The sequence below is a fragment of the Bradyrhizobium sp. MI1.7 genome (assembly GCF_055811795.1).
The window spans coordinates 48,756-65,728 of the sequence record NZ_JBVVPO010000009.1 but is presented as its reverse complement, the minus strand read 5'-3'; the positions used below and the strand labels follow the sequence as shown (position 1 = coordinate 65,728).

At 64.7% G+C, this 16,973-nt stretch carries 19 protein-coding genes and 1 tRNA gene; 6 read left to right on the top strand and 14 right to left on the bottom strand.

The annotated features are described in order from the left end of the window. Complete coding sequence (gene trxA, locus AC0L3X_RS11685; protein WP_007598398.1) at window positions 1-321, top strand: thioredoxin; 321 nt, start codon at window positions 1-3, stop codon at window positions 319-321. Between the two features lie 74 nt (window positions 322-395). Here the strand turns inward: trxA and AC0L3X_RS11680 are convergent, their stop codons facing one another. From AC0L3X_RS11680 to aroA, 13 genes are all read right to left on the bottom strand, one after another. After that, window positions 396-824: an SRPBCC family protein gene (locus AC0L3X_RS11680; RefSeq protein WP_063980165.1), complete on the bottom strand. Its 429-nt coding sequence runs from the start codon at window positions 822-824 to the stop codon at window positions 396-398. 79 nt (window positions 825-903) lie between these two features. Continuing rightward, window positions 904-1,644, bottom strand: a complete 741-nt coding sequence (locus AC0L3X_RS11675; RefSeq protein ID WP_063980166.1) for a metallophosphoesterase family protein — start codon at window positions 1,642-1,644, stop codon at window positions 904-906. Between the two features lie 101 nt (window positions 1,645-1,745). Further along, window positions 1,746-3,089, bottom strand: a complete 1,344-nt coding sequence (locus AC0L3X_RS11670; protein ID WP_063980167.1) for a bifunctional folylpolyglutamate synthase/dihydrofolate synthase — start codon at window positions 3,087-3,089, stop codon at window positions 1,746-1,748. After that, entirely contained in the window at window positions 3,086-4,027 is a 942-nt protein-coding gene (accD, locus tag AC0L3X_RS11665; RefSeq protein ID WP_063980168.1) for an acetyl-CoA carboxylase, carboxyltransferase subunit beta, read from the bottom strand. Before accD ends, AC0L3X_RS11670 begins: the two co-directional genes overlap by 4 nt. Before the next feature lie 112 nt (window positions 4,028-4,139). Further along, complete coding sequence (gene trpA, locus AC0L3X_RS11660) at window positions 4,140-4,976, bottom strand: tryptophan synthase subunit alpha (protein WP_063980169.1); 837 nt, start codon at window positions 4,974-4,976, stop codon at window positions 4,140-4,142. Next, on the bottom strand, window positions 4,973-6,190 hold the full coding sequence (trpB, locus tag AC0L3X_RS11655) for a tryptophan synthase subunit beta (RefSeq protein WP_063980170.1): 1,218 nt from the start codon (window positions 6,188-6,190) through the stop codon (window positions 4,973-4,975). The genes trpA and trpB overlap by 4 nt, the downstream gene beginning before the upstream one ends. Continuing rightward, on the bottom strand, window positions 6,187-6,858 hold the full coding sequence (locus AC0L3X_RS11650) for a phosphoribosylanthranilate isomerase (RefSeq protein ID WP_028149799.1): 672 nt from the start codon (window positions 6,856-6,858) through the stop codon (window positions 6,187-6,189). Before AC0L3X_RS11650 ends, trpB begins: the two co-directional genes overlap by 4 nt. 66 nt (window positions 6,859-6,924) lie before the next feature. Next, window positions 6,925-7,317 (bottom strand): lipopolysaccharide assembly protein LapA domain-containing protein, encoded by a 393-nt coding sequence (locus AC0L3X_RS11645; protein ID WP_063985960.1) that lies wholly within the window; start codon window positions 7,315-7,317, stop codon window positions 6,925-6,927. Window positions 7,318-7,388: 71 nt separating this feature from the next. Continuing rightward, window positions 7,389-7,694 (bottom strand): integration host factor subunit beta, encoded by a 306-nt coding sequence (locus tag AC0L3X_RS11640; protein ID WP_007598410.1) that lies wholly within the window; start codon window positions 7,692-7,694, stop codon window positions 7,389-7,391. Window positions 7,695-7,865: 171 nt separating this feature from the next. Beyond that, the gene (gene sppA / locus AC0L3X_RS11635; RefSeq protein WP_063980171.1) at window positions 7,866-8,846 is read right to left on the bottom strand and encodes a signal peptide peptidase SppA; all 981 of its coding nucleotides are present in this window, start codon (window positions 8,844-8,846) and stop codon (window positions 7,866-7,868) included. Between the two features lie 372 nt (window positions 8,847-9,218). Further along, window positions 9,219-10,922 (bottom strand): 30S ribosomal protein S1, encoded by a 1,704-nt coding sequence (gene rpsA / locus AC0L3X_RS11630; protein WP_063980172.1) that lies wholly within the window; start codon window positions 10,920-10,922, stop codon window positions 9,219-9,221. A 266-nt stretch (window positions 10,923-11,188) separates the two neighbouring features. Then, the gene (gene cmk / locus AC0L3X_RS11625; protein ID WP_063980173.1) at window positions 11,189-11,827 is read right to left on the bottom strand and encodes a (d)CMP kinase; all 639 of its coding nucleotides are present in this window, start codon (window positions 11,825-11,827) and stop codon (window positions 11,189-11,191) included. Beyond that, window positions 11,824-13,161 (bottom strand): 3-phosphoshikimate 1-carboxyvinyltransferase, encoded by a 1,338-nt coding sequence (gene aroA / locus AC0L3X_RS11620; RefSeq protein ID WP_063980174.1) that lies wholly within the window; start codon window positions 13,159-13,161, stop codon window positions 11,824-11,826. The genes cmk and aroA overlap by 4 nt, the downstream gene beginning before the upstream one ends. Before the next feature lie 170 nt (window positions 13,162-13,331). On the opposite strand from aroA, the gene AC0L3X_RS11615 reads away from it, so the two are divergent. From AC0L3X_RS11615 to AC0L3X_RS11605, 3 genes are all read left to right on the top strand, one after another. After that, window positions 13,332-13,739 carry a TIGR02300 family protein gene (locus AC0L3X_RS11615; protein ID WP_063980175.1) on the top strand — a complete coding sequence of 136 codons (408 nt, stop codon included), beginning with the start codon at window positions 13,332-13,334 and terminating at the stop codon, window positions 13,737-13,739. A gap of 96 nt (window positions 13,740-13,835) precedes the next feature. Beyond that, a tRNA-Ala gene (locus AC0L3X_RS11610) sits at window positions 13,836-13,911 on the top strand. A 145-nt stretch (window positions 13,912-14,056) separates the two neighbouring features. Next, window positions 14,057-14,293: a GIY-YIG nuclease family protein gene (locus tag AC0L3X_RS11605; RefSeq protein WP_063980176.1), complete on the top strand. Its 237-nt coding sequence runs from the start codon at window positions 14,057-14,059 to the stop codon at window positions 14,291-14,293. A gap of 49 nt (window positions 14,294-14,342) precedes the next feature. On the opposite strand, the gene AC0L3X_RS11600 is transcribed toward AC0L3X_RS11605, so the two are convergent. Next, window positions 14,343-14,801, bottom strand: coding sequence for a MarR family winged helix-turn-helix transcriptional regulator (locus AC0L3X_RS11600; RefSeq protein ID WP_028149792.1), 459 nt, complete (start codon window positions 14,799-14,801; stop codon window positions 14,343-14,345). A 154-nt stretch (window positions 14,802-14,955) separates the two neighbouring features. Between AC0L3X_RS11600 and AC0L3X_RS11595 the strand changes: the two genes are divergently transcribed. Next, a complete protein-coding gene (locus AC0L3X_RS11595) occupies window positions 14,956-15,381 on the top strand; it encodes an organic hydroperoxide resistance protein (protein ID WP_045004850.1) in 426 nt (141 codons plus the stop codon). Window positions 15,382-15,557: 176 nt separating this feature from the next. Beyond that, window positions 15,558-16,760, top strand: a complete 1,203-nt coding sequence (locus tag AC0L3X_RS11590) for a CaiB/BaiF CoA transferase family protein (RefSeq protein ID WP_063980177.1) — start codon at window positions 15,558-15,560, stop codon at window positions 16,758-16,760. The last annotated feature ends 213 nt before the right edge of the window (window positions 16,761-16,973 follow it).

Below are 16,973 nucleotides of genomic sequence, written 5' to 3'. Positions count from 1 at the left end.
ATGGCCGTTGGCAAGGTTTCCGATACCGATTTCGAAGCCGAAGTGCTCAAGGCGAACGGCCCTGTGGTCGTCGATTTCTGGGCCGAATGGTGCGGCCCCTGCCGCATGATCGCACCCGCCCTCGACGAGATCGCCGGCGCGATGGGCGACAAGGTCAAGATCGTCAAGCTCAACGTCGACGAGAGCCCGAAGACCGCGTCCAAGTATGGCGTGATGTCGATCCCGACGCTGATGATCTTCAAGGGCGGCGAGATGGCCTCCCGTCAGGTCGGCGCCGCGCCGAAGGCGAAGCTTCAGCAGTGGATCACGTCCGCGGTTTGATCCGCGGCACGTGTAACTGAGAATTCTTCAACGGCCGGCAACACGCCGGCCGTTTTATTTTTGCTCGACGTCAATCATGCCGATCTCGTTTCGGCGAGTTTGGCGAGACTGGCGAGAACATCGGGAAAGTCCGACGCGACAGCCGGACCGATCTCGGACGCTTGCGGCCCTCGCGCGTCGACGGCGTAAACGATCCGTGTGCGCCCTGCCCCAAGGGATTCGATGCGATGGGCGACCTTAATGACGAGATCGCCGACTCGCGTTTCGTCGATGAAGCACGCGTTCTCGCGGACCTCGATCAACTGCGAGCGCAGCGCCTCCTCGCCGGGAGGCTTCATCGTGAACCAGGTCCCTGCCGCAAATGGCCCGTCAATGTCGATCTGCTCGATACCTGCGTTCCAGGTTTTCCAACCCGGCACATCGCGGAAGATGCTCCAGACCGTCTCCGGGGCTGCCGATGTCTCGACCGCGTATTCGCCCCGCCAGACATTGTCGTCGTTCATCGCACGCTGCCCTCCTTAATATGTACGCTCATCATAAGCGCGCTTATTGAGGAGTCGAGGCAACCGGGACGAAGCGCCTCTATCCAACCCACCCCGTCGCCAATGCATTCGCCAGCTCCGGCTGGCCATTGCGGCGCGCGAGTACGGCCATCGCCTCGTGGTCATATGCGACGTGCCGGAACGTCACCTGCCAAACACCGTCAACGAGCTCAAGGATCGCATAGCGCGCGTGCGGCGTGCCGGCTTCGACGACATGCGGGAATGGATGCACGTCGCGATAGCCGGGGCTGCCGACGCTGCCGGGATTGACGATCAACCGGCCGTCGCGCAACCGCACCGCGCGGGCAAGATGGGTGTGCGCGCAAAGGATCAGCGTTTGCGTGACGCCCTGCGCGAACTGCTCGATGCGGTCGAGCGGCGAGAGCGCCACCGTGCCGTCGGGATGCACGGTATCGAGCCAATAGACCTCATCGTCATCGGGCGTCGCATGACAGAGGAAAACCTGCTCGCGAAACACCCGCGTCATCGGCTGCGCGCGCAGCCAGTCGAGTTGCGCGGCATTGAGCGCTTCGTAGGCTGGACGGTCCCACGATCCCATCTGTTCCGGCGGGCGATCGAGCAGGTAGCGGTCGTGATTGCCGAGCACGTGCACGGCGTCGAGCTGCATCAGGATCTCGATGGTCCGGCGCGCATCGAGCGGGCCGCTCAGCATGTCGCCGAGATTGACGATGTCGGCGATGCCCTGCGCGCGGATGTCGGCAAGCACCGCCTCCAGCGCGAGATGGTTCCCGTGAACGTCGGCGATCGCGGCGAAACGCATTGAGATTCCTGTAGCCCGGATGGAGCGAAGCGCAATCCGGGATCACGCCGCAAGCGATCAAGGCCCCGGATTACGCTTCGCTCCATCCGGGCTACGCCCCTCTATGCAGGAGGCGTGCCGTTGATGCCCAGCACGTGGCCGGCAAGATAAAGCGAGCCGGTGATCAGGATGCGCGGTGGCACCTCGTAGGCGAGCTTCGCCAAGCCGCGTAGCGCGGCTTCGATGCCGGGCGCGGTCTCGACGCGCATGCCGAGGCTGCGCGCGGCATCCGCGAGGCGGTCGACCGCCATCGCATTCTCGGTGTCGGGGATCGGCACCGCGATGATGTGACGGGTCAGGCCGGCGAAATTGGCGAGAAAACCTTGCGCGTCCTTGTTGGCCATCATGCCCGCGATCACGACCAGCGGACGCGACACCCGCTCTTCGAGATCGCCGAGCGCGGCCGCCGCGACGCGCCCGCCTTCGGCATTGTGGCCGCCGTCGAGCCAGATCTCCGAGCCCTGCGGTCCGAGCGCGAGCAGCTCGCCCGAGGTGATGCGCTGCATCCGCGCCGGCCATTCGGCGCCGACGATGCCCGCCTCGAAGGCCGCCTGGTTGACTTTGAAAGCCGGAATCGCGCGCAGCGTCGCGATCGCAAGACCGGCATTGTCGAACTGGTGGCGGCCGAACAGGCGCGGCGCCGCCAGATCCATCAGGCCGCGATCGTCGGAATAGACCAGACGCCCGTGCTCGACATTGACGTGCCAGCTCTCGCCCGCGGCAAACAGCGGCGCGCGCATGTGCCTCGCCTGCGCCTCGATCACGGCCATCGCCTCGCCCGTCTGCTCGGCGCAAATCACGGGCACGCCGCGCTTGATGATCGCCGCCTTCTCGCCGGCGATGGAGGTCAGCGTATCGCCGAGGAAATCCATGTGGTCCATGCTGATGGGCGTAATCACGCAGGCTGCCGGTGTGTCGACCACATTGGTCGAATCGAGCCGACCGCCGAGGCCGACCTCAAGCAGCACGACATCGGCAGGGTTCTGCGCGAACAGATGGAAGGCAGCCGCGGTCTTCAGCTCGAACACGGTCGCGGCTTCGCCGGCATTGACCCGCTCGACCTCTTCCAGAACCGCGCGCAATTCATCGTCGCCGACCAGCACCCCGCCGCCGACACGGCCCAGACGAAAACATTCGTTGATGCGGACGAGATAGGGCGAGGTGTAGGCATGGACCCGCAGGCCCGCGGCCTCCAGCGTCGCGCGCAGATAAGCGAGCGTCGAGCCCTTGCCGTTGGTGCCGGCGATGTGGATCACCGGCGGTAGCTTGCGTTCAGGGTGGTCGAGCCGCTCGAGCAGGCGGTGCATCCGCTCCAGCCCGAGATCGATGCGCTTCTGATGCAGGGCCGACAGCCGCCCGATCAATTCACCGAGCGGCGGCTTTGCGCTGTCAGAGGACGCGTTCACGCGTGCGGCGCGGCCGGCGCCGTCTCGGCGGCCGAGACGATCTGCGCCGGACTGACGACCGGCTGCACCGATTTCGATGCGCCTTCCTGCGCCGGCGCCCTGGTCAGCAGGCGGCAGAGCCGCGCCAGGGTCGGGCGCAGTTCGTGACGGTGCACGACCATGTCGACCATGCCGTGATCCTTCAGATATTCGGCGCGCTGGAAGCCTTCCGGCAATTTCTCGCGGATGGTCTGCTCGATCACGCGCGCGCCGGCGAAGCCGATCAGCGCACCGGGCTCGGCGATCTGGACGTCGCCCAGCATCGCGTAGGACGCTGTGACGCCGCCGGTGGTCGGGTTGGTCAGCACGACGATGTAGGGCTGTTTTGCTTCGCGCAGCATCTGCACCGCGACCGTGGTGCGCGGCATCTGCATCAGCGACAGGATGCCTTCCTGCATGCGCGCGCCGCCCGATGCGGCGAACACGATGAACGGCGACTTCTTCTCGACGGCGAGCTCCAGCCCGCGCACGATCGCTTCGCCTGCGGCCATGCCGAGCGAGCCGCCCATGAAATCGAAATCCTGCACGGCGACGACGACGGCGGCGCCTTCGAGCTTGCCATAGCCGACCTTGATCGCATCGTTCAGATTGGTGCGCGCACGGGCATCCTTGATACGGTCGACGTACTTTTTCTCGTCACGGAACTTGAGTGGATCGGGCGTGACGTCGGGCAACGCGACGTCGTACCAGGTCTCGTTGTCGAAGATCGACTTCAGACGCGCCACCGCGCCCATGCGCATGTGGTAGTTCGAGCCGGGGATGACGAACTGGTTGGCCTCGACGTCCTTGTAGAACACGAGCTGTCCGGAATCCGGGCACTTGATCCACAGATTCTCCGGCGTCTCCCGCCGCAGCATGTTGCGGATCTTCGGCCGGACCACATTGGTAAGCCAGTTCATGGTTTGCTCCGATGTGCGAGCCCCGCGGAGGGACCGCCTGAAGGATATATGGCGGCCGGGCCTCTGCCCGGCAAGCCGCCGTGTTCGCCCGCCCCAGAAGCGGAATTATGGCCTATTCGGCCGCAGCTTTCGCGCCCTTGACACCCTGGGCCAGGGCCGCCGTCAGCTCGGCTACGGCGTTAACGGTTTTGGCGGTCGCCCGGCCCTCGGCGTCGAGGCTGTTCTTGAGCGCGTCGACCAGCGCGGTGCCAACCACCGAACCATCGGCCTTCTCGGCAATGGCGCGCGCCGCCTCTGGCGTGCGGATGCCAAAACCAACGCAGATCGGCAGCTTGGTATGCCGCTTGATGCGCGCGACAGCTTCACCGACGGCATTCGCGTCCGCCGCCGCGGCTCCGGTGATGCCGGCGATAGAGACGTAGTAGACAAAGCCTGATGTATTCGCGAGCACCGCGGGCAGGCGCTTGTCGTCGGTGGTCGGGGTCGCGAGGCGAATGAAGTTCAGGCCCGCCTTCAGCGCGGGAATGCAGAGCTCGTCGTCTTCCTCCGGCGGTAAATCGACGATGATCAGGCCGTCAACGCCGGCCGTCTTGGCATCGGCCAAAAACTTGTCGACGCCGTAAATGTAGATCGGATTGTAATAGCCCATCAGCACCAGCGGCGTGACGTTGTCGTCCTTGCGGAAGTCGCCCACCAGTTCCAGCGTCTTCTTCAAGGTCATGCCGTTCTTGAGCGCGCGCAGACCTGCAGCCTGAATCGAGGGACCATCCGCCATCGGATCGGTGAAGGGAATGCCGAGTTCGATGACGTCGGCGCCTGCCTTGGGCAGCGCCTTGACGATATCGAGCGACGTCGAGAGATCGGGATCGCCGGCCATCACATAGGTGACGAAGGCCGAGCGGCCCGCTTTCTTCAGCTCGGCGAAACGGGTGTCGATACGCGTGGTCACTTGCTCTTGCCCCTCAGGATGTCGCCGACCTGCGGGACGTCCTTGTCGCCGCGGCCGGAGAGATTGACGACCATCAGGTGATCTCTCGGCCGCTTCGGCGCGAGCTCCATCACCTTGGCGATGGCATGCGCGGGCTCGAGCGCGGGGATGATGCCTTCCAGCCGCGACAGCAACTGGAATGCTGCGAGCGCCTCGTCATCGGTCGCGGAGAGATAGTTGACGCGGCCGATCTCGTGCAGCCAGGAATGCTCGGGGCCGATGCCGGGATAGTCGAGGCCGGCGGAGATCGAATGCGCGTCCTGGATCTGGCCGTCCGCATCCATCAAGAGATAAGTGCGGTTGCCGTGCAGCACGCCGGGACGGCCGCCTGCGATCGAGGCCGCATGCAGTTGCGTGAGCCCATGGCCGGCGGCTTCGACGCCAAAGATTTCGACGGAGGGATCGTCGAGGAACGGATGAAACAGGCCCATCGCGTTCGAGCCGCCGCCGATGCAGGCGACCAGCGAGTCCGGCAGGCGTCCCTCGACCTCCTGCATCTGCGTCTTGGTCTCGTTGCCGATGATCGACTGGAAGTCGCGCACCAGCGTCGGATAGGGATGCGGGCCCGCCACCGTGCCGATGCAATAGAACGTGTTGTGCACGTTGGTGACCCAGTCGCGCAGCGCCTCGTTCATGGCGTCCTTCAGCGTGCGCGTGCCCGACTGCACCGGGACCACGGTTGCGCCCAGCATCTCCATGCGGATGACGTTGGGCTGCTGCCGTTCGACGTCGACGGCGCCCATATAGACCACGCATTCGAGGCCGAAGCGCGCGCACAGCGTCGCGGTAGCAACGCCGTGCTGGCCGGCGCCGGTCTCGGCGATGATGCGCTTCTTGCCCATGCGCCGTGCCAGCATGATCTGGCCGAGCACGTTGTTCACCTTGTGCGAGCCGGTGTGGTTGAGCTCTTCGCGCTTGAGGTAAATCTTGGCGCCGCCGAGATGCTCGGTGAGGCGCTCGGCGAAATAGAGCGGCGAAGGCCGGCCGACATAGTTCTTGAGATAGCCGTTCATCTCGGCCTGGAAGGCCGGATCGGCCTTGGCCGCCGTGTAGGCCTTCTCCAGATCGAGGATCAGCGGCATCAGGGTTTCGGCGACGAAGCGGCCGCCGAAAATGCCGAAGTGCCCGCGGTCGTCGGGGCCGCTGCGGTAGGAGTTTGGTTTGGCGATGTTCATCGAACGCTCAACTCTTGACTTGCATCTTGGGTGGCGCGCGCGGCGCGAATGAAGGCCTTGATCATCTCGGGATCCTTGACGCCGGAGGCGCTCTCGACACCGGAGGAAACGTCGACGCCGCCGGCGCGCGTGACCCGAAGGGCCTCGGCGACGTTGTGGGCGTCAAGTCCGCCCGAGACCATATACGGCAGCTTGAGTTCCAGGTTTTCGAGCAGGCGCCAATCGAAGGCCGCGCCGAGGCCGCCGGGACGTGTCGCGTCCTTTGGCGCCCGCGCGTCGAACAGGATGCGATCGGCAACCTCTGCGTAGCCAGGCAGCACGGCGAGATCGGCGGCGGTTGCGACCGGCACCGCTTTCATCACCGGGCGGCCGAACCGCTGCTTGATGTCGCGCAGCCGTGCGACGCTCTCCTTGCCGTGAAGTTGAAGGATATCCGGCGACAGCGCGTCCATGATGTTGTCGAGCGTGGCGTCATCGGCATCGACCGTGAGCGCGACCTTGAGCGCGCGCCGCTTCACCTGGCGGCCGAGGTCGCGGCCAAGCTCGAGAGAGACGTGCCGCGGCGACGGCGGAAAGAACACGAACCCCACCATGTCGGCGCCGGCGTCGAGCGCTGTTTCGAGCGTCTCGCCCGTGGACAGGCCGCAGATTTTGACGAGCAGGGACATGGTCTCGAAGCAGGTGAAGGCCGCGGGTCTGCGGCCGGAAAACCGGGTTTTCGGTTGCGGCCGCTTCTACAACGTCGCGCGCTGCTTGTCTCGTCCGATGGGCCCGTAAAGGCCCACCCCGGAGGGAACGGGGAGGCGCTGGGGCTGGGGCTTCGCTGCGGCCGCCTGGGCCCGCAGATCGGCCAATTCGGTCCTGGCAGCCCGTGCATCCGCATCATTCCGGCGCGCCGCGCGCCGCCAGCGCCGCTGGCCGAACCAGACCGCGCAGCCGCCCGCGAGGACCCCGAGGGCAGCCACCAGGATGAGGAGAAGGAACAGCGGCAGCGTCACCGAGAATGACGGGTCGTTCGTAATGAAGGGATCGAATGAGACCGTGACGAAATGCCGGTTGGCGACGGCGAAGGTCACCAGGATCAGGCCCAGCGGAATCACGATCAGCGCGGTCAGGAACTTTCGCATCTCGCTTCGCTCGCCTTGAATCAAGCTTCCGGCCGCATCGCTCGCGACCGCGGAAAACCCTGACGCCGGTCTCAGTCTGGCGCGCCTGGATCCGGATGGTCGCGGTTCAGCCGTTCGCGCATTTCCTTGCCGGTCTTGAAGAACGGAACGCTCTTCTGATCGACGGGCACATGGGCGCCGGTACGCGGATTGCGCCCTGCGCGCGCAGGGCGATGCTTGACCGAGAAGGCACCGAAGCCGCGCAACTCGACGCGATCACCGCGCGCGAGAGCCGCTACGATCTCTTCGAGAATCGCATTCACAATGTTCTCGACATCCCGCTGGTACAGATGCGGGTTGTGCTCGGCGATACGCTGAACAAGTTCGGATTTGATCATCGAGAGATAGGACCCGGAAGCGTGCGGATGACCATTTCCGTGAAAATACTGTGATCTGTCAAGACGCTAAATGAAGGTTGAGCGTCGGGAAAATGCGTGACAAATGCCGAAAAAGCGGGCTGCCCCGCTACCCGCCAGACGGGAAAAGCCTCTGAAGCTCGCCCGGTTCCATCAATTTGACGCGGCCGGCTGCCACAGGGCCAGCATTCCATCCATTCCGAGCCGATCGACGGCCTGCGTGACGCCGGTTTGCCCGATCTGATGCGCAATCGAGCCCAAACCAAGCGCTTCCAGCGTAACGACAGCAGCCGTTTTGAGGAACGGCAGATCGCCAAAGCGGGGCTGGAGCTTGTAATCGCGGACGGTGAGGCCCTTCTTGACGCCCTTCTGCTCGACCAGCCAGGTCACGGCGGTCTTCTCGTCGCCGAGCTGATCGATCAGCTTGAGATCGATCGCCTGGCGTCCGGTGAAGACGCGGCCATCGGCGACTTTTTCGAGCTGCGTGTCATCCATGCCACGCCGCTCCTTCACCAATCCCTTGAACCAGGCATAGGAATCCTTCACCAGCGCATCGAGCGCGGCGCGTGCCTCGGGGCTGGTCGGCTCAAAACCGTTCGGCGCGGCCTTCAGCGGCGAGGATTTGACCTCCTCGACCTTCACACCGACGGTCTTCAGCAGCTCCGTGACGTTGGGAAACTGGAACAGCACGCCGATCGAACCGACCAGCGAGCTCTGCTGGGCAATGATGTGGTCGCTCGCGATCGCGGTGATGTAACCGCCGGACGCGGCGAGGCCTTCGACCACGACGACGAGCGGCTTCTTCGCCTTTAGCCTCACAAGCGAATCGTAAAGCTGCTCGGAACCGGCGGTGGTGCCACCCGGCGAGTTGATGTGAATGATGACGGCGGCGGCCTGCGAGTTCTCCAGTCGCTCCAGCGCCTGGGTGCGATCGGAGTCGCTGCGGATCAGGCCATCGATCTGGACCCGCGCGATCGAGCCGGCGGATGCGAACGTGCCGCGCGCACCGGGTGTTGCGATCAGCGCAAAGCCCGCAATCGCCGCGATCGCGATCAGCGCAGCCATCACGCGCCAGAACGTCAGCTTGCGACGTATCCTGCGACGATCGACGATGATGTCCGAATCGAGCGACATCGGAATATCTCCAAATGAAAGGCTGGGCGCGTTGTGCCGTCACAGCGTGACCATTGGCTTATCTGGATACATCAATTGCGGCGTAATTTGAAGAAAACAAGGCTGGCGTAGCCCGGATGGTAGCCAAGCACTCAGATGTCATCCCCGCCTAGTGCGCAATTGCGCACGGGGCGCGGGGACCCATAACCACAAGAAGGAGTGTGACGCGAGGCGCCCACTCCGAGTCTTCGTCAAACCACTCCCCGTGGGTATGCGTCCCCGGATCGGCGCTCCGCTTCGCTGCGCTTGTCCGGGACGACAATGGTATGCCGCCGCAACAAAAAAGCCCCGGCTCGCGCCGGGGCTTTGATGGTTGCGAAACAGGCGTTTCGCTTACTTGTCGCGGTTCTTGAGCGCGGTGCCGAGAATGTCACCGAGCGTCGCCCCCGAATCGGAGGAGCCGTACTGCGCGATGGCTTCCTTCTCTTCGGCGACTTCGAGCGCCTTGATCGACACCTGGACCTTGCGGGCCTTCTTGTCGAACTGGATCACGCGGGCATCGACCTTCTCGCCGACGGCGAAGCGCTCGGCGCGCTGGTCGTTGCGGTCACGGGCGAGCTCCGAACGCTTGATGAAGGTCGAGAAGTCGGTACCGGTGATCTTCACCTCGATGCCGCTTTCCTTCACTTCGAGCACTTCGCAGGTCACGACCGCGCCCTTCTTGACATCGCCCGGCTCGGCGAAGGGGTCGCCTTCGAGCTGCTTGATGCCGAGCGAGATACGCTCCTTCTCGACGTCCACATCGAGCACCACGGCTTTCACCACGTCGCCCTTCTTGTAGTTGTCGATCACCTGCTCGCCCGGAAGCTTCCAGTCGAGGTCGGAGAGATGGACCATGCCGTCGACGTCGCCCTCGAGGCCCAGGAACAGACCGAACTCGGTCTTGTTCTTGACCTCGCCTTCGACCACCGAACCGGTCGGGTGACCTTCGACGAAGACCTCCCACGGGTTGCGCATGGTCTGCTTGAGGCCGAGCGAGATGCGGCGCTTGACGGAATCGACTTCCAGCACCTGCACTTCGACTTCCTGCGAGGTCGAAACGATCTTGCCGGGGTGCATGTTCTTCTTGGTCCACGACATCTCGGAGACGTGGATCAGGCCTTCGATGCCCGGCTCGAGCTCGACGAACGCACCGTAGTCGGTGATGTTGGTGACGCGGCCGGTGAAGCGGGCACCCAGCGGGTACTTGGCTTCGATGCCCTGCCACGGATCGTCCAGCAGCTGCTTCATGCCCAGCGAGATGCGGTGCGTCTCGTGGTTGATCTTGATGATCTTGACCTTCACGGTCTGGCCGATCGAGAGCACCTCGGTCGGGTGGTTGACGCGGCGCCACGCGATGTCGGTGACGTGCAGCAGACCGTCGATACCGCCGAGATCAACGAACGCACCGTAATCGGTGATGTTCTTGACCACGCCGTCGATGACCTGCCCCTCTTCGAGGTTCTGCACCAGCTCCTGACGCTGCTCGGCGCGGGTCTCTTCCAGCACCGTGCGGCGGGAGACGACGATGTTGCCGCGGCGGCGATCCATCTTGAGGATCTGGAACGGCTGCGAGTTGTTCATCAGCGGCGCAACGTCGCGGATCGGACGGATGTCGACCTGCGAGCGCGGCAGGAAGGCCACGGCACCGTCGAGGTCGACGGTGAAGCCGCCCTTGACCTGGTTGAAGATGACGCCGTTGACCTTCTCGTTGTTCTGGAAGGCCTTCTCGAGCTTGCCCCAGCTCTCTTCGCGGCGCGCCTTGTCGCGCGACAGCACGGCTTCGCCGAGGGCGTTCTCGATGCGATCGAGGAACACTTCGACCTCGTCGCCGACCTTGATCTCGCTCTCACGGCCGGGGCCGGAAAATTCGCGCAGGGCAACGCGGCCCTCGGTCTTCAGGCCGACGTCGATGACGGCCATGTCTTTTTCAATTGCAACCACCTTGCCCTTGACGACGGAGCTCTCCTGCAGGTTGCCACCTGCGAAGGACTCGTCGAGCATCGCGGCGAAATCGTCGCGCGACGGGCTATAGGTATCAGCAGAAATCGAAGCCATTTGTTCTCCAGTTGCGGATGTCGTGCCGGCCGTTGGGTTCATGGGCGCATCGCACACGCAGTGTCGGAAGGTCCGCAAGACCTTCGAGCGACCGCTCGTTGCTCCGGCATGGAGGCGGAACAGCGGAGGCGGGCCGGCTGAGGCCCGCGCGTTCGATACGTGGAAATCTTGGTCCGGAGCCTGGATCGCGCCGGGCCCAAACAGGGGACCGGGGTTATCGACCTCAAAGAGCGGGAGCGGGCGCTTCCTCCAATGACGGCGGCGGCTTAACCCCGCGACCGGCCCGCTCGGACGGCCTCGATAATGTCGATGGCGGCCCGGACGCCGCCTTCTATATCCAGTTGGGAGTTATCTAGCAAGTAAGCATCCGGGGCCGGTTTCAAGGGCGCAATCGGCCGGTTCTTGTCGCGCTCGTCGCGCCGGATGATGTCAGCGAGCACCGCCGCCTCGTCCGCCTCCTCGCCCCTCGCCTTGGCCTCCATGGTCCTGCGGTGGGCGCGGACCCTGGGGTCGGCCACGACGAAGATCTTCACGTCGGCATGGGGGCAGATCACGGTTCCAATGTCCCGGCCGTCGAGCACGGCGCCGGGCGGATCGGCGGCGAATTGCCGCTGGAAATTGAGCAGGACCTCGCGAACCCTGGGGATCGCCGAGACGATCGAGGCGCCCTCGCCGGCCTCCTGGGTCTTCAGGGCGGGATTGCCGAACTTTTCGGGATCAAGCTCCAGCGCAGCCTGCACCGCAGCCGCCTCGTCCCGGAGATCATGACCGGATTCCACCACGGCGTAGGCCACCGCGCGATAAATGACGCCGGTATCGAGATGACGATAGCCGTAATGGTGGGCGAGGCGCTTGCCGAGCGTCCCCTTGCCCGAGGCCGCGGGCCCGTCGATGGCGATGATCATGAAAACTCGGCCCCAAGCGAACGCATCATCGGGATGAAGTCCGGGAAACTGGTGGCGATGAAGGCGGTGTCGTCGACGGTCACGGGCTGGTCGGAGGCGCAGCCCATCACCAGCGCGGACATCGCGATGCGATGATCCATGTGCGTGGCGACTGTGCCGCCGCCGGGGACATGGCCGCGGCCTTCGACGATCAGGTCGTCGCCGGAGACCTCGACCTTGACGCCGTTGACGCGGAGCATGTCGGCGGTGGCCTCAAGCCGATCGGATTCCTTGACGCGCAGCTCCTGGAGGCCGCGCATGATGGTCGTGCCCTCGGCGAAGGAAGCCGCCACCGCCAGCACGAGATATTCGTCGATCATCGAGGGCGCGCGCTCCGGCGGCACCTCGACGCCGCGCAGTTTCGACGCGCGCACGCGCAGCTGCGCCATGGGCTCGCCGGCATCGCCCCGGACTTCGCTTTCCTCGATCGAGGCACCCATTTCACGCAGCGTGGTGAACAGGCCCGTGCGCAGCGGATTGGTCATCACGTCGGACAGGACGACATCCGAGCCTTCGACAATCAGCGCCGCGACGACCGGGAAGGCCGCCGAAGAGGGATCGGCGGGCACAACGACGGTGGCGCCGTGCAGCTCGGGCTGGCCAACGAGCGTGATGCGGCGGCCGTGCTGACCCTCCTGCGCGGAGGTGATGTCGGCGCCAAAGTGCTTCAGCATCAGCTCGGTATGGTCGCGGCTGGCCTCGGTCTCGATCACCGTCGTGGTGCCGGGCGCGGCCAGGCCCGCCAGCAGCACGGCGGATTTGATCTGGGCCGAGGCGACCGGGGTCTTGTAGGTGATCGGCAGCGGATCGCGCGCGCCCTGGACGGTCAGCGGCAGACGGCCGCCCTCGCCGCCGGACACCACTTTGGCGCCCATCTTCTCGAGCGGGTCGAGGATCCGGCGCATGGGCCGGCTGCGCAGCGAGGCATCACCGTCGAAAACCGCCGAAATCGGGCAGCCGGCGACGGCGCCCATGACGAGCCGGCAGCCGGTGCCGGAGTTGCCGAAATCAAGCGGCGCCCTGGGCTCGGCGAAGCCGGCGACGCCCACGCCGTTCACCCTCCAGGCGAAATCGCCGGTGCGCTCGACCCTGGCGCCCAGCGCCTGCATGGATTTGGCGGTGTTGAGGACGTCCTCGCCCTCGAGCAAGCCCGAAATCCGGGTCTCGCCGACCGCGAGCGCGCCCAGGATGAGGGCGCGGTGGGAGATCGACTTGTCCCCGGGGACCCGTACTTTCCCGGTCAGGGGACCGCTTGCGCGCGACTGAAGCGGCGTCGGCTTGTCGGAATCAGTCAAGTTTGTGTCCTTGGATAGGCCCGAAACGTCCCTGCGGGGCTCGCGGGGCAGGTACCACAAGGTCTGCCCGCCGTCACGGGCATGTCTTTCTCCCGTAATGCGCTATTGACAGCGGGCCGCCAACTAGCCAAGTGAAACACCGCTTTTCAGACATTCCCAGGATTCCTGCCGTGGCCAAGTCCGAACTCGGAACCAAACGTATTTGCCCGACCACGGGCAAGAAGTTCTATGACCTCAACAAGAATCCGGTGATCTCGCCCTATACCGGCGAAGTCGTCCCGATCGCGCCTGTGGCGCCGGCCCGCGCGACTCGCGGCGCCGAACCTCGCCACACGCCGGCTGCCGACACCACGCCGGAGCCGGCAGAAGTCGAAGAGGTCTCGCTCGAGGAGGCCGACGCCGAGGAAAACACCGGCAAGGTCAAGGCCGCGGTGCCCGAATCCGAGGACGACATCGAGGTCGACGAGACCATCGAGGACGATGACGACGATGATTCGACCTTTATCGCCGACGACGAAGAGGGCGATGAGGACGTCACGGACATCATTGGTGATGTCGGAGGTGATGAAGAGACTTGAGATCAGCCCTGATCTGTGAAAAAGGGTGCACCGCGCGAGTCACCAGGCTCGGCGGTCGGGAGTGATCCACCAGGATCCTCCCAACTGGAAGACTAAGGGGCCATAGCTCAGCTGGGAGAGCGCTTGCATGGCATGCAAGAGGTCGGCGGTTCGATCCCGCCTGGCTCCACCAGCCTTCGCTGGCTTCGCCAGCTTCGGCTCGGCAAGCCCTATCGTAGCGAAGGCTGCCGCGGCGTAGCCCGAAGGGCGAAGCCGGGCCTCGGCAAAAGCTGATCCTGAGAGATACTGTCCATCCACTGCGCAAGGCGGGGGATAGGATGAAGTACGTCTACATTCTCGAAAGCCTCGATTCCGGCCATTTCTACATCGGCATCACTGATGATCTGCGAGCCCGGCTCGCAAAGCACAACGCCGGCGAAGTGCCACATACATCAAAGTATGGCCCATGGCGCATCAAGACCTGCATCGCTTTCAGCGATGAGGCTAAGGCTGTTGCGTTCGAGAAATATCTGAAATCGGCTTCGGGCCGCGCATTTGCAAAGAAGCGGCTTTGAGGAGAGAAACTCGCGGCGAGGTACGAGAGGATTGAGCTCGCCGCCCCCCCTACTCCCCGATCACCGCATTCAACCGATCCCGCAGCGCCACGATCTCGTCCTTCATCGCGACCAGTTCCGAGACCGAGCAATCCGACGCCGCCAGGATCGATTGCGGCACGGCGCGCGCTTTTTCCTTCAAGGCATGGCCCTGCGGGGTCAGCGCGATCAGCACCTGACGTTCGTCCTCGCGCGAGCGCGTGCGCCTGACGAGGTGGGCGGCCTCGAGGCGCTTGAGCAGCGGCGTCAGCGTGCCCGAATCCAGGAACAGCTTTTCGCCGATGTCCTTGACCGGCACGTCGTCGCGCTCCCACAGCACAAGCATCACCAGATATTGCGGGTAGGTCAGGCCGAGCCGGTCCAGCAGCGGCTTGTAGACCCGGTTGAAGGCATGCGCGGCCGAATAGACCGCGAAGCAGATCTGATTGTCGAGGCGCTGCGGGTCCAGCGCCGATAATTTCCGGGGCATCGAGAATCTCACGCGGTTTCCTCCATTCTGGGACCGGGCGGCCGTACATTCAATTGCGAACAATTAAATGTGAGGCATGCAAATTTCAATTGCGCGCAATCTAATTGTTTGCGATGTAGGTTCCACCCCAACCCGAAGACCTAAGGAGACGAAAATGTCAGTAAACGTCCTGTATAAGACCAGCGCCAAAGCCACCGGCGGCCGTGACGGCCATGCGGCGACCCTCGACGGCGCGCTCGACGTCAAGCTCACCACGCCGAAGGAACTCGGCGGCGGAGGCGGCGCCGGCAACAATCCCGAGCAGCTGTTTGCGGCCGGCTATGCCGCCTGCTTCATCGGCGCGATGAAGTTCGTGGCCTCGCAGGGCGGCCCGAAGGTTCCGGCTGACGCCTCGGTCACCTCCACCGTCGGCATCGGCCCGCGCGCGGCCGGCGGCTTCGGTCTCGACATCGATCTGGCCGTCTCGCTGCCGGGCCTTGCCCGCGCGGAAGCCGAGGCGCTGGTCGAGAAGGCCCACCAGGTGTGCCCCTACTCCAATGCCACGCGCGGCAATGTCGACGTTCGCCTGACGGTCGTCTGATCAAACGGCGGATTGGCTGGCCCGAGATCCCCCTCGGGCCGGCCGCTTCCGCTTGATTTGCCACGTTGCGGGATAGCGCAGCGGCGGCGCATGCGGCCCTACGCAGCAAGCCATTGCTGGCGCAAAAAAACCTCGCTAGGCCTGTGATCAATGATCGACACAGGGGAAGCGAAGGCATGACTGAAGCCGTTTTGGGCGCAATGAGCGGACTGCGCGTCATCGATCTCACGCGCGTGCTTGGCGGTCCCTACTGCACCCAGATCCTCGCCGACCACGGCGCCGACGTGATCAAGGTCGAGCCGCCCGCCGGCGACGAGGTGCGCGACTGGGGCCCTCCTTTCCACGAGGAAGACGCGGCCTATTTCATCGGCATCAACCGCAACAAGCGCTCGATCGGCCTCGACCTCGCCTCCGAAGGCGGCCGCCTCGTGCTGCTCAAGATGCTCGAGACCGCCGACGTCCTGATCGAGAATTTCAAGCCGGGCACGCTGGAGAAATGGGGCATCGGCAACGATGTGCTCAGCAAGAAATTCCCGCGCCTGGTGCATTGCCGGATCTGCGGCTTCGGCGCCGACGGTCCGCGCGGCGGCAATCCCGGCTATGACGCCATCATCCAGGCCATGACCGGCATGATCGCGGCGACCGGCTCGCCGGAGAGCGGACCGATGCGGATCGGCGTGCCGCTGGTCGACATCACCACCGGCCTCTATGCGGCGATCGGCATCCTGATGGCGCTGTCGGAACGGCAGCGCTCGGGCCAGGGCCAGTTCCTGGAGACGACGCTGTACGAGACCGGCCTCGCCATCATGCATCCGCACACCGCGAATTATTTCATGCACGGCAAGCCGCCGTCGCTCACCGGCAACGAGCATCCCAACCTCGTGCCCTACGCGATCTTCCCGACCAGGACCGACAACATCTTCATCGGCGTCGGCAATGACGGCACCTTCCGCAAGCTCGCCAAGGAGATCGGCAAGCCCGAGCTCGGCACCGATCCGCGCTTTGCCCGCAACAAGGACCGCATCGCCAATCGCGAGGCGCTGCGGGCCGAGCTTGCCGCCGTGTTCAGCCAGCACGAGGCCGAGCCGCTGTGCAATCGTCTGCTCGCCGCCGGCCTGCCCGCAGGTCCCGTGCAGAAGATCGACCAGGCCTTGACCAACCCGCACACGATCGCCCGCGGCGATGTCATCGAGAAGGACTGGTACAAGGGCGTGGCCTCGCCGATCCGGCTCGATCGCAGCAAGCCGAGCCTGCGCCGCCTGCCGCCGAAATTCAGCCAGCACTCCCAGGAGGTGCTGGGCGAGTTCGGCTACTCCAAATCGGAGATCGACGCGATGGTCGAAAAGGGCACCGTCTGCGGCCCCGAGCGCAAGCGCTAAACGCCCTCGCCGCCTCACCCGAGCAAATGCCGCACTGCGGCGCGGGCACGCATGTGCGCCGCGAACGGAGGAGGCTGCGCGCTCGGCATTCGCCTATTTGACGGCTTCCCATTTGGCCGCGCTTGCTGCTTTCGTTTCTCCCGCTTACACAGTCATGTGAACGTCATATGGCGCTGCTAGCGCAAGCGCTTCTTTTTGACGGCCCAAGGGAGG

Excerpts from the sequence above, each read along its gene's own strand:
- AC0L3X_RS11640 (WP_007598410.1), bottom strand. The coding sequence starts at position 7,694 with ATGATCAAATCCGAACTTGTTCAGCGTATCGCCGAGCACAACCCGCAT.
- AC0L3X_RS11600 (WP_028149792.1), bottom strand. The coding sequence starts at position 14,801 with ATGCCCCGGAAATTATCGGCGCTGGACCCGCAGCGCCTCGACAATCAG.
- sppA (WP_063980171.1), bottom strand. The coding sequence starts at position 8,846 with ATGTCGCTCGATTCGGACATCATCGTCGATCGTCGCAGGATACGTCGC.
- AC0L3X_RS11595 (WP_045004850.1), top strand. The coding sequence starts at position 14,956 with ATGTCAGTAAACGTCCTGTATAAGACCAGCGCCAAAGCCACCGGCGGC.
- cmk (WP_063980173.1), bottom strand. The coding sequence starts at position 11,827 with ATGATCATCGCCATCGACGGGCCCGCGGCCTCGGGCAAGGGGACGCTC.
- accD (WP_063980168.1), bottom strand. The coding sequence starts at position 4,027 with ATGAACTGGCTTACCAATGTGGTCCGGCCGAAGATCCGCAACATGCTG.
- trxA (WP_007598398.1), top strand. The coding sequence starts at position 1 with ATGGCCGTTGGCAAGGTTTCCGATACCGATTTCGAAGCCGAAGTGCTC.
- rpsA (WP_063980172.1), bottom strand. The coding sequence starts at position 10,922 with ATGGCTTCGATTTCTGCTGATACCTATAGCCCGTCGCGCGACGATTTC.
- AC0L3X_RS11590 (WP_063980177.1), top strand. The coding sequence starts at position 15,558 with ATGACTGAAGCCGTTTTGGGCGCAATGAGCGGACTGCGCGTCATCGAT.
- AC0L3X_RS11605 (WP_063980176.1), top strand. The coding sequence starts at position 14,057 with ATGAAGTACGTCTACATTCTCGAAAGCCTCGATTCCGGCCATTTCTAC.
- AC0L3X_RS11675 (WP_063980166.1), bottom strand. The coding sequence starts at position 1,644 with ATGCGTTTCGCCGCGATCGCCGACGTTCACGGGAACCATCTCGCGCTG.
- AC0L3X_RS11645 (WP_063985960.1), bottom strand. The coding sequence starts at position 7,317 with ATGCGAAAGTTCCTGACCGCGCTGATCGTGATTCCGCTGGGCCTGATC.
- trpB (WP_063980170.1), bottom strand. The coding sequence starts at position 6,190 with ATGAACATCGCCAAACCAAACTCCTACCGCAGCGGCCCCGACGACCGC.
- AC0L3X_RS11650 (WP_028149799.1), bottom strand. The coding sequence starts at position 6,858 with ATGTCCCTGCTCGTCAAAATCTGCGGCCTGTCCACGGGCGAGACGCTC.
- AC0L3X_RS11680 (WP_063980165.1), bottom strand. The coding sequence starts at position 824 with ATGAACGACGACAATGTCTGGCGGGGCGAATACGCGGTCGAGACATCG.